The following is a 24,015-nucleotide window of genomic DNA, read 5'->3' as shown; positions in this document are numbered from 1 at the left end:
TTATGGAAACTCAACCTAAAATTCCTGTGGCGATAGAGCGAAATCTATTTATCGGATTGGCGATCGCCTTGTTGGTGTTATTATACGCCCCTTTGCTCCTGCATTGGTACAATGGCTGGCTCAACAAAAGCATTAGCATCGAACATGAATATTTTAGCCACGGCGTAATTGGTCTACCCTTCGCGGCTTATATCGCTTGGAATAACCGCCAACAGTGGAACAAACTACCCAATCAACTGCACCCCTTGGGGGGAGTATTATTAGGACTCGGTGGCGTTCTCTACCTCAGTAGCATCTCCGATTTAGTCAATCTGTCCTTTCCGATAATTTTAGCCGGACTCTGCCTGTGGCTAAAAGGAATACCTGGGTTAAAATTGCAGGGGATAGCCTTATTGTTTTTGCTACTGGCAACCCCTAACTATATCCCCTATCTGATAGAGCCTTTAGCCCTGCCTCTACAAACCTTTATCGCCAATATGGCGGGATTTGTTCTAATTCAGTTTAACGTCCCGGTGACGGTAGATCAAATCTATCTCTATGTAAATGGACAAATTGTTGAGGTTGCGCCACACTGTGCGGGACTGAAAATGCTATTTACGAGTCTGTATGTCGGTTTAATGTTATTGTACTGGACGGGTGCGATCGCTTCGAGAACCAAAACCATCCTATTTTTAGTGGCAGCCGCTTTAACCAGTGTTGTCGCGAATATTATCCGCAATACCCTGTTAACTCTGTTTTTCGGAACAGGTAATCAAGAACTTTTTGATTGGCTTCATGAAGGGTGGGGAGGAGACCTATACTCTGCTTCCATGTTGGGTCTATTGGTTATTCTGATGAAACTAATGCAGTATTATTTCCCCAATCAACAGGAATCCGAAGATAATGGACAAATCAGCCCCGAATCTTGAACCCACCAGCCAGGAAACCCCCAAACTACAGCTAAAACCCTCTCAATGGGTACTGTTGGGATTTCTGCTACTCCTATTTTTGGTAGGGACTCTTCCCGGTTTCTTTCGGGGTGGCTGGTCTTGGTCAGATATGCCTGATATTCAAGCTCTCCCTCAACTGCAAACCATTCGCCGTGAGGGTTTGACTGTACCCGGCTGGGAAACTACCAGTCACGATAGTATTCAAGTGGGGGCGAGGAGATGGTCTTTACAGACCCTCCAACAAAATGATACCGAAGTCCTGGTATTGCTGTTTCCCCAAAACTACTATAAAGACCAACCCCAAGTTGAATGGATGGATTTGCAAGGGTTACAGAGCCTCAGAACTGACTCCTATCGTGCCCTGCAATTGAGCCTAGACTCCCCCCAACCTGTGACAGTTAACGCGAGATTTTTTCGGGCTTGGAACCCCCGCCAAACCTATGCCCTTGTACAATGGTACGCTTGGCATAATGGCGGATCTCCTGCACCCAGCCAGTGGTTTTTTGCCGATCGCCAAGCTCAACTAAGAGGCGATCGCGCCCCCTGGGTAGCTGTCAGTATTATGATTCCTATAGAACCTTTAGGTGACATAGAAACAGTGGCAACTATAGCTCAATCCCTCGGTCGGGATATCCAAAAACAATTGATGACCACGATTTTTCAGCCACAATAAACAGTTATCCACAGTTGTGATATGGGCGCTAACCTCAACCCGATTAAATCCCTATTCCTCACCGGTCTCTACTCAGTGGCGAGTATTATTCCTTTAGCCATTATCACCAGTGGCGGCAAGTCGATGGCTCAAAGGATACCTGATCGGTGCATCTTACCCCGCTCCTTTGTGAATCAACCCCTACCGAGAGGCGGCGGACAACCCGCACCAGTACAACCAGACTGGCCTACACTATTAGAGCTTTTCCGCAATGCGGATGCTCCCATTCAGACCAGACCCTCTGGTATTCCGGTGTCACCTTCTGTGTTTGAAGGTCCTATTGGCGATCGCATGAAAAGTTATCAGCTAGGACCGGGAGATCAGATTTTTATAGATGTGTTTATCAATGGTCAGCGTTCCCAAGAATTAACTATTCCCAATGCCACCATTGGTCCTCAAGGTTCCCTGGCTATGCCTTTAATTGGTCTGGTGGAATTGGAAGGATTAACCTTAGAACAGGTGCGCCAGAATATCCAACCCCGCCTAGCTCAATTTGTCAGAAACCCTGAAGTTGTCGTATCTCTGGTAAATCAGCGACCTGTACAAGTCACCGTGACCGGAAAAATTGCCAGACCAGGTTTTTATCCCCTGCCATCACCACAACTAATTGTCGCCTTGACTACGGCGGGGGGAACTAGACCAGGGGCAGATTTACGACGGATTACTGTGCGCCGGACTTTACCCACCGGACAAACTCTAGAAACGGAAATAGACCTATTTACCCCCCTGTTATTGGGTTTGGAACCGCCTAATATTCGCCTAAGCGATCGCGATGTGATTACAGTCCCCACTCAGGAAGTTAGCCCCTCAGAAGGGGTTGAGCGAGATCTATTAGAAAATTATAGTCTGGCTGCTTCACCAGTTCCCGCCCAAGTAACCGTCGTTGGGGAAGTTGTGCAACCAGGCTTCTATACCCTCCCGGCTGGGGGTTCTCGTGTCTCTACGGCGCTGTTAGCGGCCGGAGGTGCCACATTAACTGCTGACTTGCGAACCGTCCTAGTTTGTCGCACTACCGTTGATGGTCGAGTTTTAGAAGATATCATAGATCTATATACACCCTTAGCAGAAGCTACCTCTCTCCCGGATGTTTCTCTATCTAATGGTGATTCGGTGATTGTACTACCACTAGATCCTGATGTTGATGAGAGAGACTACGATCGCAAATTAGTGGCTAGTTCAACTTTAGTTAACCAGCAAATTACCGTCAGAATTCTTAGTTATGCCGGAAATGCGATCGGTGCGGTAGCCTTACCCAATGGTAGCACCTTTATTGATATCCTCGCCAATGTACCTTTACAAACTGGAGACCTCGATAAAATTGCCCTGATTCGATATGACCGACAATCTCGACAAACAACTACTCAGATTCTGAATGGTAAAAATGTACTTAGAGGAGACCAAACCGACAATATTCTACTACAAGATGAGGATGTGATTGTGATTAATCGTAATCTGATTACTCAAGTAACTGTGTTTCTCAATAACTTTACCCAACCCTTTCGGGATGTCCTCGGCTTTACTCTCTTCTTTCAACAACTCATTAATTCGGCGGAAAGATTATTTGGACCCGACCAACAACAGGGTAATTAAAGGTATACAGCTTGTTCAGAAATTGTGCTAAACATTACCCTCACCCTAAATCTATCTCCCCCCTGGGAGAGGAACTTTGACAGCCTATGGCATGATTACTGAAAAGGCTGTAAATACCAAATTGCTATTACCAAAAATTCTGATATTGTTATGACTTTACCAATTGTTAAACGCTATTTAATCGCCTTTGAAAACTACAAATTTGCGGGACTAGCCGCCTTTGTGGTAGCCCTGGGAATTTCTGGGGGTGTGGGTATGATTTTGGAAGCGCCGCCAAGACCGCCCTACGAAGCCAGAGGAATTTTAACCTATAAAAATCCCCCGGTTTTGTTCTCCCAAACAGGTCAAAATATTCGACAGCAAGGACAACAACTCACAGACCGGATGTTACTACAACCCCGTGTGATTGAGGCGGTGTTAAATGAAACGATGATTACTCCTAGAGATTTTCGTAACGCTAGGGTTCAAATTAGACCGGGAGAGGGTGGTCAACCGGGTACAATTCAAGTCACCTTTAGAGATTATAGCCGCGATCGCTCTGTGGAAGTGGTCAATGTATTAATGCGGGAGATGATCGAACAGAGCCGTTTAATTAATACGGAACAACTCCGCAATATTATGGACACAATTCAAGATCGCATGGGACCAGCGAGAGCGGAATTGAGAGAGGCTCAAAATACTCTGGAAGAGTATGATAGACGAGAAGGCGCTACTTTATTGGCGATCGAAAGTGGTTCTTTACCTCAGTCGATTATTTCCAATAGAAATCATGTAGAACAGCTTGAATTGAGACTAGATTCTATTAATGCTCAAATCGCTAGTTTGGAAGGTAGACTAGGATTGAATGTCGATCAGGCCTATGTTTCCCAAGCGCTGACGGCTGACCCAATTATTGCTCAATTGCGAGTACAACTTTATCAAATTGAGTCTCAGTTAGAGTTTCTGCGTAAGGATTTTACTGATGCTCATCCCCTGGTAGCAGATTTAATTAAACAACAACAGGCAAGCGAACAGCAATTACAAGCGAGAGCTTCTGAGGTTCTCGGTGGTCATGGGGTGGCGGCTCCCCTGCGACAGGTTGACCAAATTCGGGTTGATTCGTCTTTAGACCCCTCCCGACAGCAAATTGCTCAAAATTTAATTAACCTGCAAACTCAGCAAGAAACTCTACTCCAAGAAATTGCTACTAGCCGTGAGGTGGGACGCAGATTAGAACGGGAATATGCGACTATTCCTAATAAGCAAATGGAGAAAATGCGGTTAGAGCAACAGGTGGGTTATAGACAGACTCTCTACGATAAAATGCAGGCGCAATTGGCTGATGCTCAGGCGGCGGAAGCGGAAACGGTGAGTAGTTTACAGGTGGCTCAGGAGGCGGCGGCTCCTGATGTGGAAGATCCACCACCACCACCTAGTTTAATCCTGGTGATGGCGGCGGGTGGCTTTGGTGGGGTGATAGTTGGTGCGGTGCTGATTTTTGCGTTGGGTATACTTAGCGGTAAATTCTACACCTGGGAGGAGATTCAGGGGGCTTTGAAAGAACGAGAAATTCCGATTCTGGGAGTGCTTCCCAATGTTTTGGATGACCATGCGGATTGGGATATGCCTTTACTACTACATCACAATTCTCGGTATTTGGAACCCTATGAGCAGGTGCGTAGTAATTTGTTCAGTAACGGCCAAAAACCTCCGAAAGTGGTGTTGATGACTAGCACTAAAGGACCGGAAGGTAAGACTCTGACGGCTTATAATTTGGCGATCGCCTCCGCGAGAGCCGGAAAACGGACTTTGATAATTGAGGCGGATTTGCGATCGCCAAGTCAAGTTGAGAGAATGCGATTGGCTATTGATTCTCAGGACCGTTGGGAACCTTTGCGCTATTACGGAGATTTGAATAATTGTATCCGTATGGTTCCAGATGTGGAAAATCTCTATGTGATTCCCTCTCCTGGTCCGTTAAAACAAGTAACGGCGGTGCTAGAGTCTAGTGAGATGCGACGTTTGCTTAAAGAGGTGCGCCATCGCTTTGATGTGGTGATTGTGGATGTACCTGCTTGGAGTGACCATAATGATGCTTTGACTCTCGAGCCTTTAACTGATGGTATGGTTTTGGTGGCTAGACCTACTTGTACTATGTCGGCTCAGATGAATCAATTGGCTGATCAGTTGACGGAAACTGATGAGGAGCAAACTGGACCGAAAAAATATCGGCCGAGGTTACTTGGTGCTATTATTAATGGGGCTGAACTCGATCTTCTGCCTGAAGATGATGGGGAGTTGATTGATATTCAGGGTGTTGATTCTTTGGATCGTCCGGCTTTGCCTAGGGATTATGAGCCGATTCCTCAATTGCCTTCTGGCGCTAGGCGTTAAATGTTTCAACGGGTTGATCTTACCCCGTTTGGGGATGATGCGATCGCTCCTCATGTTGAGGTTTGGCAGGCTGATTTGGATTTGCATTTAAGTCAAATTGCTGGTCTGGAAAGACTCCTAAGTGCTGAGGAAAGACAAAGGGCGGCCGCGTTTCGTCGGGAGAGCGATCGCCTCCATTTTACCGCCGCTCGTGGGATTCTCCGCCAAATTTTAGCCTCTTATGTAGGGGTGGCTCCCCCAGGGTTGGAATTTGCCTATAGTCAACGGGGAAAACCGGGTTTAATTACTGGAAATTCTCAGGGTGAAATACAGTTCAATCTTTCCCACTCCCACGGTAAGGCTTTATATGCGATCGCCTTTAACCGCAGAGTTGGTATTGACTTAGAAAAAATCCGCTCCCTGGATGGATTAACTTTAGCCAAACGCTTTTTTTGTGAGGGGGAATATTCCCAACTTTCTAACCATCCAAAAGCCGCACAAAATCGCGCATTCTTTCAGCTTTGGACGGCGAAAGAAGCCTTACTAAAAGCCACTGGTACGGGATTAATAGGCTTAAAAGATGTGGAGATTTTACCCAATAATGATGGTCAACTTTTCCTGGCTAAAATAGTTGGAAATTACCCACATAATTGGTATTTAAAAACCTGGGAAATTGACAATTGGGCGGCAGCTATAGCAGTAGAGACCCTGAAATAAGCACCTAGCAACACTCCCACCAGTAACTTGATGTTAAAAATCATCGACTAAAGAACTCAGACGCTCCAGGAGGGGGTCAGTTTTTTGGGGGGGGACGGGTTCTGGTGGTGGGGGAGGCGGCGCGTTTGACCGAGCGGGTTCTGGTGGTGGGGGAGGTGATGTAATTTGGGGCAATTTACTAGGTATTTGAGCGATCGCCTCATTGGTAGCATCTAGTTTAGATGCGATCGTCGCCTGAAATTGAGCAAGCTGCTGGGTTAACTGATTAACCTGACTCTCAAGTTGTTGGGTTTTATTTTCCGGTTTTTGGGCTTGTAGCTGTCGCTCCAAAGCCCCTAATTGTCTCTGGAGACTCAATAAACCCTCTTCAATAGGTTTTAGATTAGCAGGGGGGTTTAAAGGTCTTTCCGAGGTAATTTCCGGGCGGTAATCATTGTTGTTAATCACAGGGGTCTGTGTAGTGGGAGAACTCAACAAAAACTGCCACAAAGCCTGTTTACAGAGATTGCTAAAAGTTTGATATTTAGTGAGAGATAGCTCCTTTTCGATCGCCTCTAATAGAGTTTGATCAGCAGCATCCTCAGTAAAAGTAACCGACTGCGTAAGTTTTTTATTAGCCCAGAGCATAGTTAGGTAGGACGTATCGGCAGACCCGCAAATAACGAGGATTAACTAAGTTTAGCAGCAATTACATCTAATTTCACCCCCAAAGAGGCTATCCCGTTGAGGAAGTACCCAACGGGATGAAAAACCAATTAATTAGCGTTTCGCCAGTTGAGCCTCCCCATAAACATATTGTCCTAGGGAGTTAGCCTTACGAGCCGGTTGAGTCAGATGAGCCCTTAACTGAGCCTCTTTGAGTAGGGGTTGTAGATCTTGCCAGAAAAACTCACCACCGCCGCCAGTAATCACTACATCTGTGACCCTTTCTGGCAACCATTTTACCACGCGATCGCAAAGATCCCGCGCAAAAATCTTACGCAACTCAGGTACAATTTCATCTAGGTTAGCAGGTTTAGTCGCCCCTCTGGGACGATAAAAACGTTGTCCTTGGGGTTTATGTACTGCCTCTAGCAAGAATAGGGATTGAGCATCGGCTCCCTCAATCTTAGCGGCGACTTCCTCATAAAATTTACTCATCGCAAAGACTTCACTCTGAGAAACCCCACGAGCAAACCGGAAGCGATCGACAGTCAAGAAATCCGTAGTTTGATGTCCCACATCAACAATAGCTACAGAAAGATCCGCAAAGTTAGGCATATCTTTACTGCCCTGGGCTTCACACCAAATCAGGCTACCATAGCCCTCTGGCATTACCCGAACACTCTGGATATCAACCACGACTTGCTCACCCCTAAAGACCAAGGTATTGGGTCCACTGAGGAGACTCATAATTTGTTCTTTCTCTCGCTCAAACTGTTCTTGGGAGTAGAATGGTAGACCCAGCACCACATCAAGATCGCCTTTGAGGTTGAAATACCCCACACAAGCGAAGATCTTAATTAGGGCATCGTTGACCTTAGAGGGGTTAGCGGCGGGATCTACGCCAAACAGACTCGCTCCAAAATCAGCAGCCAGTTGACCGACGGCAAAACCATTTCCCTGATATTCCAGCCATAGATCTAACAGAGGATCGGTGTTTTTCGACTCAAAGCCGCCGCCACGGGCTTTTTCTACACTTAGTTGGGCAACATTAGAGGGGATAAAAACCACATCTGCGGGGTTGCGACTAATACAGGATTTAGTTGCGGTTCTCCCCAAGTCAACACTGAGAATCGTTGAGCGGCCGACTACAGTAGTAGTGGTCGGTTTGGTTGTGGTAGCTTTAGCTAACGGTGACTGTGACTGTGACTGTCCGGGCTGTTTGTTACTCTGCATCTGAAAAATCCGTTACTTCACGAAGACTCAAAAATTGTGACACTCAGAGGGACTAAGTCCGTGAGATTCTTCTTTCGGCCATCAGACTTGCCATCGGGAACTAAAGTTCTCAACACTCAAGCTGATACAAGAAGCATTTGGGTTGCCTCACAACCCAGTTGACCAGTACATCAGGGTACTTAAATCTCATGCTTTCGATGTTAATTGCCAGATTGCAGCCCCATTCTCACAACTTGAATTCAGAAATATGAGTTTGAGTCTCTAGCAACCTTCTGACAATTCTCCCATAGTTATAACTTTCCTGAGATTTAGATGTAGGCAATCCAACAACGGTAACTTTACCCTACTTCGATCGCGAAATAATCATCTCTAACTACAATTCCTAGGATTATAGCCTGCTGTCCCCCATTGCCAGATTATATTCCACTGATGTTTTTCCGTATCAGGACTTTTCCCCCTCATCAACTGTAGCGGGCCATTAAACTCCCCGGCCTGGTTGCCTGATCACAGACTGTTACGTTACATTTAGTTAAGATTATGAATATCTTTAATCTTAGCCATTGACTGGGCTGAGTTTTAAGAAATTTCTGATGTATTAGCACATAGAGGCAACGGAATTTATGAAAACATCTTGGAGAACCATTCTGCTATGGACGATCCCGGCCCTGGTGATCGGGTTCTTCCTGTGGCAGGGTGCTTTTGCGGCTTCCCCGACGGATATAGCTCAAAATAATACAGCCAGCACTCGCATGACTTATGGCCGATTCTTAGATTACCTCGATGCCGGGCGAGTTACCAGTGTGGATCTATATGAAGGGGGACGGACGGCGATCGTTGAGGCGATCGATCCTCAATTAGATAATGGAGTGCAGCGCCTACGGGTGGATTTGCCTAATAATGCCCCGGAACTAATTTCTCGCCTGCGTGCTGCTAATATTAGCTTTGATTCTCACCCTCCCCGTAATGATGGGGCGATTTGGGGACTTTTAGGAAATTTGGTTTTCCCGATTTTGTTGATTGTGGGCCTATTTTTCCTGTTCCGCCGTTCTAATAATGTGCCGGGTGGCCCTGGTCAAGCGATGAACTTCGGTAAGTCTAAGGCTCGTTTCTCTATGGAAGCCAAAACCGGGGTTTTGTTTGATGATGTCGCTGGCGTTGAGGAAGCTAAAGAAGAACTCCAAGAGGTGGTTACCTTCCTGAAAAAGCCGGAACGCTTTACCGCTGTTGGGGCGAGAATTCCTAAAGGTGTTTTGTTGGTTGGCCCTCCGGGAACTGGTAAAACTCTCCTGGCTAAGGCGATCGCCGGTGAGGCTGGGGTTCCCTTCTTTAGCATCTCTGGTTCGGAATTTGTGGAGATGTTTGTTGGGGTTGGCGCTTCCAGGGTCCGCGATTTGTTTAAGAAGGCTAAGGAAACTGCCCCCTGTATCGTCTTTATTGATGAAATTGATGCGGTCGGTCGCCAGCGTGGTGCTGGTATTGGCGGCGGTAATGATGAACGAGAACAGACCCTTAACCAGTTATTAACTGAAATGGATGGTTTTGAGGGTAACACGGGCATTATTATTATTGCTGCTACTAACCGCCCAGACGTTCTCGATTCGGCTTTGCTGCGCCCCGGAAGGTTCGATCGCCAAATCATAGTCGATGCTCCTGATATTAAGGGCCGTCTGTCGGTTTTGGAAGTTCACGCCCGCAATAAAAAACTTGCCGATAAGGTGTCTCTCGAGGCGATCGCTCGTCGGACTCCCGGATTTACTGGGGCTGACCTCGCCAACCTACTTAATGAAGCCGCTATCCTCACCGCCCGCCGCCGCAAGGATGCCATTACTATGGCCGAAATTGACGATGCCGTTGATCGGGTTGTCGCTGGTATGGAAGGAACCCCCCTCCTTGATGGTAAAACTAAGCGCCTGATTGCCTATCATGAGGTCGGACACGCGATCGTTGGTACTCTGATTAAAGATCATGATCCCGTTCAAAAAGTTACCCTAGTTCCCCGTGGACAGGCTCGCGGTTTGACCTGGTTTATGCCTGATGAGGATCAGGGTTTGATTTCCCGGTCTCAAATTCTCGCCCGTATTACCGGCGCTTTGGGCGGTCGCGCCGCCGAAGATATCATCTTTGGTGATGCCGAAGTTACCACCGGCGCTGGTGGAGACCTGCAACAGGTGGCGGGAATGGCTCGTCAAATGGTGACTCGTTATGGTATGTCTGACTTGGGACCCCTTTCTCTGGAATCTTCCCAGGGTGAGGTCTTCCTAGGTCGCGATTTTGCTACCCGCACTGAGTATTCTAATCAAATTGCGGACCGCATTGATTCTCAAATTAAGGCGATCGCCGAACATTGTTATCAGGATGCTTGTCAAATCATTCGCGATAACCGGGAAGTTATCGATCGCCTAGTTGATTTACTCATCGAAAAAGAAACCATTGATGGAGACGAATTTCGGCAAATTGTAGCTGAATATACTGAAGTTCCCGAAAAAGAACGGTTTGCTCCAGTATTATAATCTCTCTAACTGAGAAATTGCTCTTAAATTTCCGCCCAGTTTCTTATTCAAGAGACTGGGTTTTTTAATCTAATCTTAATCTAATCATCCTGTTGACCTCTTTATACTCAAGTTACCAATTACTGACCCGGGGGTGGCACTAATTGTTCTAAAGATGACATCCAATTAAATTATCATGGGTACACTAACTAAATGCTAAGACTAAGTTATATGATCAAAAATGACCATCTTAATCAGGACAACTTAACCAATGACCACACCAGTAGAATATCAACAGCGTCGGGAACAGTTAATGGCTAAAATTGGTGGCGGTACTGCCATTTTTAGCAGTGCGCCCACAGCAGTCATGCACAACGACGTTGAATATTCTTACCGCCAAGATAGCGACTTTTTCTATCTCACTGGCTTTAATGAACCTAACGCCGTCGCCGTGTTCGCACCCCACCACCAAGAACATCAATTTATTCTATTTGTACAACCCAAAGACCCCGACAAAGAAACCTGGACCGGATATAGAGTTGGGATTGATAATGCTAAAACTATTTATGGTGCAGACCAGGCTTATCCAATTCATGAATTAGACGAAAAATTACCCCAATACCTACAAAAAGCCGATCGCATTTATTACCGACTAGGACGTGATCAACAATTTAACCAGATAATTCTCAATCATTGGCAAAATTTAATCCGGGTTTATCCTAAACATGGCACAGGTCCTATTGCTATTCAAGATGCTGGTACAATTCTCCATCCTCAAAGGCTAATTAAAAGCCCCAAAGAATTGGAATTGATGCGAAAAGCCGCCGAAATTTCCGTAGCTGCTCACCAGAGAGCGCGAGAATTTGCTCAACCCGGAAAGTATGAATATCAGGTACAAGCTGAAATTGAATATTTCTTTAATCAACATGGTTCTACTCCCGCCTATCCTTCCATTGTCGCCTCTGGTGAAAATGCTTGTATTTTGCATTACATTGAGAATAATCGCCAAATGCAAGACCAGGATTTATTGTTGATTGATGCCGGTTGTGCTTATCAATATTATAATGCCGATATTACCCGCACTTTTCCCGTTAATGGTAAGTTTACACCAGAGCAAAAAATTATTTATGAGTTGGTTTTGCGCGCACAAATCGCCGCCATTGAACAAGTTAAACCCGGAAATCCTTATAACCAGTTACATGATACGGCGGTGCGGGTTTTGGTAGAAGGTTTGCTAGATTTGGGATTGCTCAAAGGCGATATTGATGAGATTATTAAAGAGGGCAAATATAAGCCTTTTTATATGCACAGAACCGGACATTGGTTGGGCTTGGATGTTCATGATGTCGGCGTTTATCAGTGGGGTGAAGAACCGCAATTATTGCAGCCAGGACAAGTGTTAACTGTGGAACCGGGGATTTATATTAAACGGGATATTAAACCCGTGGAAGGACAACCAGAGGTCGATGAGCGATGGCTGGGAATAGGGGTGAGAATTGAGGATGATGTTTTGGTGACAACAGATGGTTATGAAGTTCTGACGGCTGGGGTTCCTAAGTCGGTGTCAGCTATGGAAAGTTAGGCTGATTTTCGGGGTGGAGTTGATGTTAATTTCTACCCCGGTTTTAACTTACCTAAGAAGGTTATGTTTGGGGTGAATATTTAATTAATTGTGATTATAACTGTTCCTCTGAGTCTTGAGATTATGGCAAAGATTAAGTTTTTGTAAAGAAACAGCCGTCAATCCTAGTCCAGTATGATATAATATAAAATTGTCATATATCGGGCAATGATGCAGATGAAACCTTGGCATTATGTTTTGATTCCGATGACGATCGCCTCCGCTACAGGTTGGGTAACAGCAGCGATCGCATTTACTGATTTTGACTCTGTTAAACCGTCTCAGGAATTACAACTTGCTCAAACTCCCGTAGGCGCTTGTACTGTCGATGACCCTACCGGAACTCCCTTAAATGTACGAGCTACTCCTGCTGGTAAAATTGTTGGTAGTTTACCCAATGGAACTCGGGTAATTTTAGGAATAACAGACGGTAGAGAAGGACCCAACTGGACTCGCATTATCGGACCCATAGAAGGTTATGTTTGGAGTCCATATTTAACTAATTGCGCTTACCAATAAACCATGAATATATATAGTTCATAGGACTACAACTCCTCTGCAATTATTGAACTTTCCACAGGTCTGGGATATCCAGAACTTGCTCAAGGTCGCCATAATTTTGCTGTAGCAACTCTTGTAATTCCTGAGAAGGTCTAAATACAAAAATGGTGGAATTTTCAGGAATTAATTGTAATGATGGTTGATTACTCATCAGAATAAGTTTAACCTCATTATTATCTAATAGATAACTGAGGGAGATTAAATCTCCTGTATTAGTACCATTTCCCGCATCAGAAATTACCACAGACGAGTTGGCTTGATTAATTTCTGTAGCCACTTGATGATTAAAATAGCTTAAACCTTTATCCCACCAAGTTGATGAAACTGTACTTAAACCCAAGGAGATAATACTAGAACTTAGTAATATGGCTAATACCCACAGCCACAACTTTTCACCATCCAATAATGATTGACGACCAGTATTAAGGTGGGTTACTAATAAAAAGGCGATCGCCATTTGAATAGCTGGAAAACAAGCGATCAGATACCGAGTGACAGAGGAACGCTGTCCCCCCCATAAGAAATCTGGTAAAACCAACAGGATAAACGGTATCAAAATCGCAGTTAAAATAAATAATCCGGTTTGACTATCATTGGTTTCACTTACATAATACAGAGCATAAATAATTAGCAGTAAAAACGGCAGCCTAAATAAATACGTCCAGAAGCTGTTAAAGCCAAAGTCAATATCAACTAAAACCGAGGTAAAACTTAGCATCCAAAACTTAGATAAATCCAGTAAACTCATGGATTGATGAGTCCAACTGGTCAAGTCTTGAGCCTGTTCCCAATTATGGATAATCACAGTTATCCAGGGTAGATAAAGAACCACAGTTAAACATATAGATATCGCCAACTGAATGAAAAACAAAGACGGACGTGGTTTATAATTCCGTCTCGGTTCCGACCCAAAAATCAAGATTCCCCAACCGATATGACTGGCTATAACTAATCCAAAAAATAAATGGGTATATAATCCTAAAGTGCAGGTAATTACATAACCCAACCACCACAGCCAATTGTTGGTGCGACTCCCTTTGAGTAACATCAGACTAGATGCGATAATTAAAGCCGTCATTAAGCTGTATTGACGAGCAGTTTGCGCTAATAATACATCCACCGGAGAAACAGCTAGTAAAGCGGTAGCCATGAGGGAAATTAGGGGAGATTGAAATAATTCCCAAGCTAAGGCATAAATAAGCGGTAAGGATATTAAACTAATGACGGCGGGTAAAAGACGGGAAGCTAAAATCGAACTGCCAAAGCCTCGCATCCAACCCCTAGCGATGAGATAATATAGGGGAGGATGATGGGGGTTTCTATGCAGAGAGGCGAGAGTATCGGCGGCGGTGCTATCGGGTTTGAGGCGTTGATATTCTAGGAGTTCTGAAGGGGTAAAAATGCGATCGCTGAACAATTGCTGATCTACCTGTTCGCGGGTAAAACCAGCCGAGCGCAAGTTGGTAAAAACTTCATCATGGGAATATAATTTGCGATCGAGACTCGCAAAACGGAAAAACACCCCCAGGACAATCACAATCATTAACAGAATAACCAGGCGACGGGGTGAACCACCTGTAAACACCTTTGGTTGGTAGAGCATTCCTGTGGTTAAGGTTTTTTATCGATTTCACCCAGATCATAAAGGCAGGGAGTCACCCCTGCCTCAAAATTTTGGAAATTGGCGGTTAGCCTAATCCTAGATTAAATTTTAGCGGGTGATTTAGTACAGTGAGCCAGTGGGACGGTGAACGATAAAGCTGAGAACTTGGCACTGCTTCACGTTATCAAAACCCATAACCCGGATAAAGCACTTAGGATATTCGCGACGGCATTCGTCGATTTCCGCCATAACTTCGCGAACGGTAGTTGCATTAAACAGAGGCAACTTCCACAGAGTCCAGTAGTGCTGTTCAGGCGCAGAGGATTCGCTGAATTCTACCCCAGCAATAAAGCCTTGCTCAAGAATGTACTGAAGCTGTTTCTGGGTCTGAGCATCAGTCAGAGGGGGTAAATAGGACAGAGTTTCGTAACGGCGCTCTTTTGGTAGTGTTTGCATTGTGATTTTCCAGGGTAGTTGTTGAAATTAATTATTTAGACTCCGACCTTAGTCGGGAGGGTTAGTCTCGGAAGTAGTTAGTTGCGTCATTCGTTCCAGGTACTGGCGGCGATGTGCCATATTTCCCTGCTGAATCCCCAGCCGAACCATCTCCGGTAGATAATCCGCCACCTCTTGGGTGAGATGATCTCGGACGGTCATCACCCGGAAAGCCAGTTCTTGATTTTCCTGTAGTAGTTCCTCAAGATAAGCCTCACCATCCTGGATTTTCCCCCGAGAGGAAAAATCACTCAGCCAGATGGCTAAACCGGGGTTAGTCTCTGTCAATTGGTTGGTGATGATGATTACAGCTTGATAGGTTAGGTAACTGGTCAGTACCTTGGTCGTGTCTTTAGCAACTTTTTTGATATCCATGTTCTGACACCAACCCTCTGTTAAGACTTCAAGTTTGAGATATTGGATTGAGTTGTATCCGTAGCTCTCCAAAATTGTCAAGTCAGGGGAATTTGCCCAATCCAAAATCACTTCTCGAAATCTCAGGAAACCTACAGGGTATCCATAGCCTCGAACTCGAATTTGATTTCTTTCCAAAGTTCGCAAGCCACAGCCAGTTCAGGACTCCACTTGCAAGCCTCACGAATCACGTCGCCGCCTTCACGGAACAGGTTACGGCCTTCGTTACGAGCTTGGATGCAGGCTTCGAGAGCCACACGGTTAGCAGTTGCACCAGGAGCATTACCCCAGGGGTGTCCCAAAGTACCACCACCGAACTGCAAGCAGGAATCATCACCGAAGATTTCCACCAGAGCTGGCATATGCCAAACGTGAATACCACCGGAAGCAACCGGCATTACACCAGGCATAGAAGCCCAATCTTGGGTAAAGAAGATACCACGAGAACGATCTTCTTCGATGTGGTCTTCCCGCATCAGGTCTACAAAACCCATGGTGATACCTTTTTCACCTTCGAGTTTACCTACAACTGTACCAGAGTGCAGGTGGTCACCACCGGACATCCGCAGACACTTAGCGAGAACCCGGAAGTGGATACCGTGGTTACGTTGACGGTCAACCACGGCGTGCATAGCGCGGTGAATGTGCAGCAACAGACCATTATCACGGCACCAACGAGCCAGGGTGGTGTTGGCGGTAAAACCAGCGGTGAAGAAGTCGTGCATGATGATGGGGGTGCCGATTTCTTTGGCGAATTCCGCCCGTTTCATCATTTCTTCGCAGGTGGGGGCAGTTACGTTTAGGTAGTGGCCCTTAATTTCGTTGGTTTCAGCCTGGGCTTTTTCGATCGCCTCTTGTACAAATAGGAAGCGATCGCGCCAGCGCATGAATGGCTGAGAGTTGATGTTTTCGTCGTCTTTGGTGAAGTCTAAACCACCACGCAGACACTCATAAACCGCCCGACCGTAGTTTTTAGCCGACAGACCCAGTTTAGGTTTGATTGTGCAACCCAACAGGGGACGACCGTATTTGTTCAATTTGTCCCGCTCAACGGTGATACCGTGGGGAGGGCCTTGGAAGGTTTTGAGGTAAGCAATTGGAATCCGCATATCTTCCAGGCGCAAGCCCCGCAGTGCCTTAAATCCAAATACGTTACCCACGATGGAGGTTAACATATTGGTAACAGAACCTTCTTCAAACAGATCCAAGGGATAGGCAACAAAGCAGAAAAACTGATTGTCTTCGCCGGGTACTGGTTCGATGTGGTAGCAACGACCTTTGTAGCGATCGAGGTCTGTTAACAGGTCAGTCCATACAGTTGTCCAAGTTCCGGTTGAAGATTCTGCTGCTACTGCTGCTCCCGCTTCTTCCGGGGGAACTCCTGGTTGAGGTGAAACACGGAACGCTGCCAGAATATCTGTATCTTTGGGTGTGTAATCCGGCGTGTAATACGTCAGCTTATAGTCTTTTACACCAGCCTGATATCCGGCTTTCGATTTGGTTTGAGTTTGAGAGTAAGACATAACTCCTTTATATCTCCCTTCTGAGGAATCGCTCTTTAAATTTCCGGCTATTTGCCGATTGATTAAAATACTATCAATAAATGGCTTCAGTCAACCTTTAATATTGTTAATATTTCCATTACATTTGTTTATATTTCTTTGCAAAACCACACATTTGGTCCAAAAAAAACATATATATCACTAAATGACTAAAAATAATATTAAGTATTGTAAATATTAGCGGCCAGATCATGAATAATCCCGATCCCGCCACTCTAGGAAGTGGGCGCAACTGGTTAAAGCCGAGAGATCACCAATAGCTTTAGGGGTCGCTGCGCCCCATTCATTTAGGTCTACGGACTGCTATAACCGAGATGGGTAATTATGGGAGTGGCAATCTATTGTATATTATCTATATTTTGATAGACTTAAATCAATAGTACAATCATCATTTCCCATTACTTGGAGGACAAAGCTGGTGATTCAGACCACACTGCATCAGTTAAAGGTTTTTGAAGCCGTAGCGCGTCACGGTAGCTTCACTCGCGCAGCAGAAGAGTTATTGATCACCCAACCCACTGTCTCAAGTCAAGTCAAACATCTATCGCAAGCGGTGGGACTACCACTATTTGAGCAAATTGGCAAACAACTTTATCTGACTGATGCGGGTCAGGAGTTACAAGCGACCTGTCACGATATTTTTCAGCGCCTGGAACATTTCGAGATGACCATTGCTGACCTGAAAGGCGCTAAACAAGGGCGATTAAGTTTATCAGTAGTCACTACAGCCAAATACGTTATTCCCAGACTGTTAGGGTCTTTTTGTCAAAACTACCCAGCCATTGATATTGCCCTACAGGTGATCAATCACCAACAGATTACCCAACGGATGCTGGAAAATAAAGATGATCTATATATACTAAGTCAACCCCCTGAAGATATAGACCTTTGTACGAAACCCTTTTTAGATAATCCCCTAGTGGTGGTAGCCCCCTCTAACCATCCCCTAGTCGGTAAAACCCAAATTCCCATTGAAGCGCTGAACAATGAACCATTTATCATGCGAGAATCTGGGTCAGGGACTCGTAGGGCAGTGCAGAAATTATTTGACAAGAGTAAGGTATCAGTGCGGGTACGCCTAGAATTAGGTAGCAACGAAGCTATCAAACAAGCGATCGCCGGAGGCCTAGGAATTTCCGTTTTATCCAAACATACATTAAACTCGTATGGCGATCAACGAGAGTTAACCACCTTAGATGTGGTAGGATTCCCTATCCAACGTTGTTGGTATGCAGCCTATCTCAACGGGAAACAATTATCAGTTGTCGCCCAGACCTTCTTAGAGTATCTTCTCGAGTGCGGTAAGTCTGATTGACCTGGGTTTAAACATAGCGTGACATGAAACTACCCTTTTTGCCATCTCAACCACCATCAGAACCCACCCCAACTTCCCAAACCGGAGCCGGTTTAGGCTCCTTTGGTGGAGTCTTCACCCCCTCAATTTTAACCATCCTGGGGGTGATTATGTACCTGCGATTTGGATGGGTAGTCGGTCAGGTAGGACTGTGGGGAACCTTAGCTATCGTCACCCTATCAACCTCTATCACCTTTCTGACCTCTCTTTCCATTTGTGCGATCGCCACAGATCAAGTAGTCAGAGCCGGCGGAGCCTATTATATGATTAGTCGCTCCCTGGGTATTGAATCCGGCGGAGCCATTGGGATACCCTTATATTTTGCCCAAGCCATCTCCGTTGCTCTCTATACCATTGGTTTTGCCGAAAGTCTAGTCATCACCTTTCCTCAACTCAATATTAAAGTTGTAGCCACCATCACCACCATCATGGTGGCTATAATTGCCATTAAGTCCGCAAAATTAGCGATTAAAGCCCAATACTTCATCATGGCAGCGATCGCCCTGTCCCTCATCTCCCTATTATTCGGCAGTCCGGTTGAAGCCAGCACACAAGACATAGAAATCGCCACCAACCTCCCCAAAGTAGGATTTTGGCAAGTGTTCGCCGTCTTTTTCCCCGCTGTTACCGGAATTATGGCGGGGGTCAATATGTCAGGAGACCTGCAAAACCCCACCAAAGCCATCCCCACAGGAACCCTCGCCGCCGTCGGCACAGGTTATGTAATATATATGTTGCTACCCATCCTATTATGGATGCAAGGGGATACAGAAAGCCTCCTAGCCGATGCGCTAATCATGAAACGGATAGCTTTCTGGGGACCATCTATCCTGCTGGGAGTCTGGGGAGCCACCCTATCGAGTGCCCTAGGTAGTATATTAGGAGCCCCAAGAGTCCTGCAAGCCTTAGCCAAAGATGGCATTTTACCCAACTCGTTAAAATTCCTAGGAACCGGATCGGGACCCGATAATGAACCCCGTATCGCCACAGTTGTTACCCTAGGATTTGTATTAATTGCCGTTGCTGTCGGCGACCTCAACCTGATCGCCCCAGTGCTGAGTATGTTCTTTCTGACCACCTATTTGGTACTCAACCTAGCAGCAGGTATCGAGACCTTTTTAGAAAGTCCCTCCTTTCGTCCCACCTTCAAAGTTCACTGGCTATTATCTCTGTTAGGAGTCGTCGGCTGTTTAGGGGTAATGTTCCTCATTGATGCGATCGCCACCATTATCGCCGCCATCATTGTCTTTAGTATCTATATTTGGTTAGAGCGACGAGAACTAGAAAGCGCCTGGGGAGATATCCGTCAGGGAGTTTGGATGGCTCTAGTGCGTCGAGGTTTATTTCAACTGAGTTACACCCCAGACACCAAAAACTGGCGACCCCATATCCTCACCTTTTCCGGTGCGCCCAATAAACGTTGGTCTTTAGTGGAATTAGCAGCTAATTTTAGTCATAACGTCAGCCTGTTTACTGTTTGCACCATCTTACCCACAGGCTCCCGTAGTCCGACCCAAAGAAATGAAATAGAAGCGATTTTGCGCGATTATTTAGAAAAACGAGCCATAGCAGGCTTAGTCAGGGTAATTATGGCTGATGATCCCTTCACTGGCTCCCGTCAACTCGTAGAATCCTACGGAATTGGTCCCTTAGTACCCAATACAATTTTATTAGGAGATTCCCAATCCCCTGAACGTCGAAAATCATATTGTGAAACCCTAGTACATTTTCACAAAACCGCTCGTAGTGTACTCATATTAAGAGATGAATCAGATCAGGGATTTGGCGATCGACAGAAGATTGATATCTGGTGGGGGGGTCTTAATACTAATGGAGGCTTGATGCTAATTCTGGCTTATTTGTTGCGGACCAGTCTGGAGTGGCGCGGAGCCGAAATTAATTTAAACTTAGTTGTACCCGACCAAACAGCAGCCGTAGCAGCCCAGACTAATTTGGCTAAAGTGGTTGCACAGTTACGCATTGGGGCTAAACCCCAGGTGATTGTTTCTCAAGGACAACCTTTCCCCGAAATTCTACGGTCTTCCTCTCAGGATGCCGATTTGGTATTTTTGGGTATGGCTACCCCCAAAGAGGATTTAGAGTACAGTGAATATTACGAGCGCCTCCAGAAAATGGCTACGGGATTACCCGCTACAATTTTTGTGTTAGCTGCTCCTGATTTTGCCTTCTCTGAGGTGTTACAAAAAGATTAGGTTCACTTTTTTTCAACCAGTAGTCTGAGGTGTTATGGGGCTGAACTTTCAATGGTCTAGGTTAAAGTTAGCTGTACTTTCGGCGATCGCATTGGGGACTCATATTGCGATCGCTACCCCAGTGAAGGCAGCAGAAACAATTATAGTTCGCCAAGGGATTATGTCCCTGTCCTTGGCGATCGAAGATTTAGAAACATTAGCCAACACCGGAAAAGCTCCCCCCGGACTCCGAGGTTATGAGCTGTTTCTGTCCCCCCAACAAAAACAACAAGTCCTGGGAGTCTTAAATTCTCAAGTAGGTATCCCACCCACCGCCGTCAGCAATTTACTGACAACCCAAATTGGCGAAAACATCCTTGACGAAATTGCCACCATTACCCGCACTCAGGACCCCCAAACCCGAGGCGCAGACATTAAAACCGCCCTATTAGAAGCCGCCGAAAGCGAGTCTGGGTTATCAATACTAGGGTTTTTACAAAGCTACCCTAACCCAGAATTGAGAATTGATATCGATGTCGCCTTTGATGTGTTTAGTCGCCTCAACCGTTCCTTTTGGCGGACTCAGCAGTTTATGGTGGAAATAGTCCAACAATTAGGACCCACAGATGCTAATTTAACCCTCCCCCTAGACCCCACCCAACCAGGTCCTCACCAAGTGATCACCACTACCCATACCTTTGAGGATACAGCCAGAAACCGCACCATTGATGTAGATATTTATTGGTCAGAAGCCGTCACCAGCGATCGCCCTGTGGTACTGTTTACCCACGGTCGCGGTTCCGTTCGCAACGAATTACAATATGTAGCCCGCCACCTAGCATCCCACGGCTATGCTTTCGTCACCTTAGAACATCCCGGCAGTAACCAGACCCATATTAGCCAAAATCTGGCAATGCAACCACAGGAGTTGTTAGAACGTCCCCAGGATATTAGTTTTGTTCTCGATCAGTTAACTCAACTCACCCAAACCGGTGGAGTTATAGAACGTAGCCTTAATCCTAACCGGGTTTTAGTGATTGGTTATTCCCTCGGTGGTGGTACAGCTTTAACTATAGCTGGGGGAGAGTTTCAACTCGACTCCCTACGCCAGCGCTGTCAGCAGGACGCAATTACTTTAAGTTCCGGACAAATTACCCAATGTATCGCCACTGAACTACCCGGCGATCGCTATAGGCTATATGATCCTCGCATCAAAGCAGCGATCGCCCTTAATCCTACCGCATCCTTAATCTTTGGTGAAACCGGACTAACTCAAATCCGAGTTCCCACCCTCATTTTTTCCACCTCCGCCGATAAACTCACCCCCGCCTTATCCGACCAAATCGCCATATTTCCCCAAATTCCCGCACCCAAATGGTTAGTCGGAGTTTTGGGGGGAACCCACCTCAGCGCCAAAGACCCCGATTTTGTCTTAGATCAATCCCGCGTTCCCAGTACACCCCTATCTGGTGATGAAGTAGCAGGTATCGCCGCCGCCGATATCCAAAACTATGTCAAAGCCTTTACCCTAGCCATGGCCGCACAGTTAACACCAGAAGCCGAAAAATATCAAATTTTTCTCACCCCAGAATACTTTGAGTTTATTTCTACCGATGCCTTTCCAGTGCGGCTAATCACCGAAATTCCCGAACCTATGCAGATCCTCGTTGATTCATTTCTCAAAGACCAGTTACCCTAAACTTTGCCAAAATGGTAGCTACTATGAGTTCCATTAGGATAAAGAAAAGTGCAAACCACAGATACATCAGGGTTATAAGCAATGAGCATCTCTTGCAATTTCATCTGTTTCCAATCCGACAGCATAGAATCAAGACTACTCATAGGACGGTATTGGAATTGCCATTCTTCCAACTCCGTCGAGTTATTCTCCAACTGGCGCAACAGCACCACTGTTCCTTTTTCTCCACTGTTTTTGTAGCCGCGATCGCTCATTTGCGATATTTTCTCGGCATTGGCTTCAATCACAGCAATTTGTTGTTCGGGAGTTTCTAAAACATCAGCCATAGTAATTTACGATAAGCTCATCAGATCATCGAAGCCTTGCTCCTCCTAGGACTGGGGCTGGTAGGCGAAGTAAGCTAGGAGGTAGTTACACAGGTTAAGATAGAACTATCATCAGGGAACCAAAAACAGGGAAGAGGCATTCCTGGCATCTACCGTCAGATATAGTAAATTGCTATATCTATAATCTATCAATATCAGTAACCCCAGTAAATCTTAACCCCAATCAGTTGATATGACTCCTAAAAAAATTCTAGGGCTGATAGTATTCGCCCTAATTGTTACTTTTATTACCTCTGCTGATGGTTTTACCTTCCTACCCGACCCAGTGCGGGGCGCTAGTAAAACCAGCCGCGAATTTTTAATTGGGCTGGTTCCCGACTGGCTAACCCCCCGTAATTTCAACGAAGAACGGGAAAGGGATGTCGAACAGTTACAGAATACAACGCCAGAAAATAGCGGTAATTAAGGCAAAAAGTCAGCCTATAAGTTTACCGGGCTACTCTCTCCCCGTGGCTATCTTAGGCTTTCTTTTTCAGCCAGCTAAACATCGCCCGCAGGTCATGACCAACTTCCTCGATAGGATGTTCGGCTTCCTGGCGGCGCATGGCGGTAAACCCGGCTTTACCAGATTGATTTTCTAACACAAACTCCCGCGCAAACTGACCTGTTTGGATCTCTTTGAGGATCTTACGCATTTCTGCGCGGGTAGCATCTGTAATTACACGGGGGCCGCGAGTATAATCTCCATATTCGGCCGTATTGGAGATACTATCGCGCATTTGAGCCAAACCACCCTCAACCACTAAATCTACAATCAGTTTGACTTCGTGGAGGCATTCAAAATAGGCTAATTCCGGCTGATATCCGGCCTCTACAAGGGTCTCAAATCCAGCTTTAATAAGGGCACTTAAACCACCACAGAGAACCGCCTGCTCGCCAAATAGGTCGGTTTCTGTCTCTTCCCGGAATGTGGTTTCCAAGATGCCACCACGAGTGCCACCAATACCTTTAGCATAAGCCATAGCGCGATCGCGTGCTTGTCCTGACGCATCCTGATAAACCGCAAACAGACAAGGAACCCCCTGTCCTTCTTCATAGGTACGGCGCACCAGGTGTCCAGGACCTTTGGGCGCTACCATGATCACGTCTACATTCTCTGGGGGGACAACTTGACCAAAATGGATATTAAACCCGTGGGCAAATGCTAGGGTTTTGCCTTCGCTGAGATTAGGTTCGATTTCGTTTTTGTAGACCGTTTTCTGCACTTCATCCGGTAGGAGGATCATAATTAGATCGGCAATTTTAGCCGCTTCATCTACCGGATAAACTGTTAAGCCGGCATCTTTGGCTTTAGTGGCTGACTTACTCCCTGGATATAGCCCGACGATGACGTTCATGCCACTATCTTTAAGGTTCAGGGCATGGGCATGGCCTTGGGAGCCATAACCGACAATTGCAATGGTTTTACCTGCCAATAGATCTAGATTGGCATCGGCATCGTAGTACATACGGGCCATAATC

General features: G+C 45.9%; 20 protein-coding genes. 12 read left to right on the top strand and 8 right to left on the bottom strand.

Annotation, left to right across the window (positions count from 1 at the left end; translation table 11 throughout):
- Positions 1 to 2 precede the first annotated feature (2 nt).
- The 5 genes from crtB (at position 3) to B9T16_RS02980 (ending at position 6,300) form a co-directional block, all read left to right on the top strand.
- Positions 3 to 908, top strand: a complete 906-nt coding sequence (gene crtB / locus B9T16_RS03000; protein WP_410244058.1) for a cyanoexosortase B — start codon at positions 3 to 5, stop codon at positions 906 to 908.
- On the top strand, positions 883 to 1,602 hold the full coding sequence (locus tag B9T16_RS02995) for a cyanoexosortase B system-associated protein (protein WP_410244057.1): 720 nt from the start codon (positions 883 to 885) through the stop codon (positions 1,600 to 1,602). Before crtB ends, B9T16_RS02995 begins: the two co-directional genes overlap by 26 nt.
- Before the next feature lie 21 nt (positions 1,603 to 1,623).
- A complete protein-coding gene (locus B9T16_RS02990) occupies positions 1,624 to 3,231 on the top strand; it encodes a polysaccharide biosynthesis/export family protein (RefSeq protein ID WP_410244056.1) in 1,608 nt (535 codons plus the stop codon).
- A 150-nt stretch (positions 3,232 to 3,381) separates the two neighbouring features.
- Complete coding sequence (locus B9T16_RS02985) at positions 3,382 to 5,604, top strand: GumC family protein (protein WP_410244055.1); 2,223 nt, start codon at positions 3,382 to 3,384, stop codon at positions 5,602 to 5,604.
- Positions 5,605 to 6,300 (top strand): 4'-phosphopantetheinyl transferase family protein, encoded by a 696-nt coding sequence (locus B9T16_RS02980; protein ID WP_410244054.1) that lies wholly within the window; start codon positions 5,605 to 5,607, stop codon positions 6,298 to 6,300.
- 33 nt (positions 6,301 to 6,333) lie between these two features.
- Here the strand turns inward: B9T16_RS02980 and B9T16_RS02975 are convergent, their stop codons facing one another.
- Together B9T16_RS02975 and B9T16_RS02970 are read right to left on the bottom strand one after the other, a co-directional pair.
- Positions 6,334 to 6,927 carry a hypothetical protein gene (locus B9T16_RS02975; RefSeq protein WP_410244053.1) on the bottom strand — a complete coding sequence of 198 codons (594 nt, stop codon included), beginning with the start codon at positions 6,925 to 6,927 and terminating at the stop codon, positions 6,334 to 6,336.
- A 132-nt stretch (positions 6,928 to 7,059) separates the two neighbouring features.
- Complete coding sequence (locus B9T16_RS02970; protein ID WP_006620107.1) at positions 7,060 to 8,178, bottom strand: ParM/StbA family protein; 1,119 nt, start codon at positions 8,176 to 8,178, stop codon at positions 7,060 to 7,062.
- Between the two features lie 620 nt (positions 8,179 to 8,798).
- Here B9T16_RS02970 and ftsH2 point away from each other — a divergent pair.
- From ftsH2 to B9T16_RS02955, 3 genes are all read left to right on the top strand, one after another.
- The gene (ftsH2, locus tag B9T16_RS02965) at positions 8,799 to 10,688 is read left to right on the top strand and encodes an ATP-dependent zinc metalloprotease FtsH2 (RefSeq protein WP_006620106.1); all 1,890 of its coding nucleotides are present in this window, start codon (positions 8,799 to 8,801) and stop codon (positions 10,686 to 10,688) included.
- A gap of 250 nt (positions 10,689 to 10,938) precedes the next feature.
- Positions 10,939 to 12,249 (top strand): aminopeptidase P N-terminal domain-containing protein, encoded by a 1,311-nt coding sequence (locus B9T16_RS02960; RefSeq protein WP_410244052.1) that lies wholly within the window; start codon positions 10,939 to 10,941, stop codon positions 12,247 to 12,249.
- 210 nt (positions 12,250 to 12,459) lie between these two features.
- On the top strand, positions 12,460 to 12,807 hold the full coding sequence (locus B9T16_RS02955; protein ID WP_014276229.1) for an SH3 domain-containing protein: 348 nt from the start codon (positions 12,460 to 12,462) through the stop codon (positions 12,805 to 12,807).
- A 43-nt stretch (positions 12,808 to 12,850) separates the two neighbouring features.
- On the opposite strand, the gene B9T16_RS02950 is transcribed toward B9T16_RS02955, so the two are convergent.
- The 4 genes from B9T16_RS02950 to B9T16_RS02935 all read right to left on the bottom strand — a co-directional run bounded on the left by B9T16_RS02950 (position 12,851) and on the right by B9T16_RS02935 (position 16,884).
- Positions 12,851 to 14,452: a glycosyltransferase family 39 protein gene (locus B9T16_RS02950; RefSeq protein ID WP_410244051.1), complete on the bottom strand. Its 1,602-nt coding sequence runs from the start codon at positions 14,450 to 14,452 to the stop codon at positions 12,851 to 12,853.
- A 120-nt stretch (positions 14,453 to 14,572) separates the two neighbouring features.
- The gene (locus B9T16_RS02945) at positions 14,573 to 14,908 is read right to left on the bottom strand and encodes a ribulose bisphosphate carboxylase small subunit (protein ID WP_006620102.1); all 336 of its coding nucleotides are present in this window, start codon (positions 14,906 to 14,908) and stop codon (positions 14,573 to 14,575) included.
- Positions 14,909 to 14,956: 48 nt separating this feature from the next.
- The gene (gene rcbX / locus B9T16_RS02940) at positions 14,957 to 15,322 is read right to left on the bottom strand and encodes a RuBisCO chaperone RbcX (protein WP_014276230.1); all 366 of its coding nucleotides are present in this window, start codon (positions 15,320 to 15,322) and stop codon (positions 14,957 to 14,959) included.
- 131 nt (positions 15,323 to 15,453) lie between these two features.
- Positions 15,454 to 16,884: a form I ribulose bisphosphate carboxylase large subunit gene (locus B9T16_RS02935; RefSeq protein WP_006620100.1), complete on the bottom strand. Its 1,431-nt coding sequence runs from the start codon at positions 16,882 to 16,884 to the stop codon at positions 15,454 to 15,456.
- 457 nt (positions 16,885 to 17,341) lie between these two features.
- Here B9T16_RS02935 and B9T16_RS02930 point away from each other — a divergent pair, with 457 nt between their 5' ends.
- From B9T16_RS02930 to B9T16_RS02920, 3 genes are read left to right on the top strand one after another with little or no spacing between them, the layout of a single operon-like run.
- Complete coding sequence (locus tag B9T16_RS02930; protein ID WP_006620099.1) at positions 17,342 to 18,238, top strand: LysR family transcriptional regulator; 897 nt, start codon at positions 17,342 to 17,344, stop codon at positions 18,236 to 18,238.
- A 23-nt stretch (positions 18,239 to 18,261) separates the two neighbouring features.
- Entirely contained in the window at positions 18,262 to 20,490 is a 2,229-nt protein-coding gene (locus tag B9T16_RS02925; protein ID WP_006620098.1) for an amino acid permease, read from the top strand.
- 34 nt (positions 20,491 to 20,524) lie between these two features.
- Complete coding sequence (locus B9T16_RS02920) at positions 20,525 to 22,168, top strand: alpha/beta hydrolase (RefSeq protein ID WP_006620097.1); 1,644 nt, start codon at positions 20,525 to 20,527, stop codon at positions 22,166 to 22,168.
- On the opposite strand, the gene B9T16_RS02915 is transcribed toward B9T16_RS02920, so the two are convergent.
- Complete coding sequence (locus B9T16_RS02915) at positions 22,165 to 22,494, bottom strand: hypothetical protein (RefSeq protein ID WP_006620096.1); 330 nt, start codon at positions 22,492 to 22,494, stop codon at positions 22,165 to 22,167. The two genes, B9T16_RS02920 and B9T16_RS02915, sit on opposite strands and share 4 nt — an antisense overlap.
- Positions 22,495 to 22,726: 232 nt before the next feature.
- Between B9T16_RS02915 and B9T16_RS02910 the strand changes: the two genes are divergently transcribed.
- Complete coding sequence (locus B9T16_RS02910; protein ID WP_006620095.1) at positions 22,727 to 22,960, top strand: hypothetical protein; 234 nt, start codon at positions 22,727 to 22,729, stop codon at positions 22,958 to 22,960.
- Positions 22,961 to 23,012: 52 nt separating this feature from the next.
- Here B9T16_RS02910 and ilvC read toward each other — a convergent pair whose 3' ends face one another.
- Positions 23,013 to 24,011, bottom strand: coding sequence for a ketol-acid reductoisomerase (gene ilvC, locus B9T16_RS02905; RefSeq protein ID WP_006620094.1), 999 nt, complete (start codon positions 24,009 to 24,011; stop codon positions 23,013 to 23,015).
- Positions 24,012 to 24,015: the final 4 nt, after the last annotated feature.

It is taken from the genome of Arthrospira sp. PCC 8006 (assembly GCF_046480465.1).
In the GTDB taxonomy this organism is placed as follows: domain Bacteria; phylum Cyanobacteriota; class Cyanobacteriia; order Cyanobacteriales; family Microcoleaceae; genus Limnospira; species Limnospira platensis.
The sequence above is the reverse complement of the archived record's forward strand: the minus strand, read 5'-3'. Positions and strand labels throughout refer to the sequence as shown.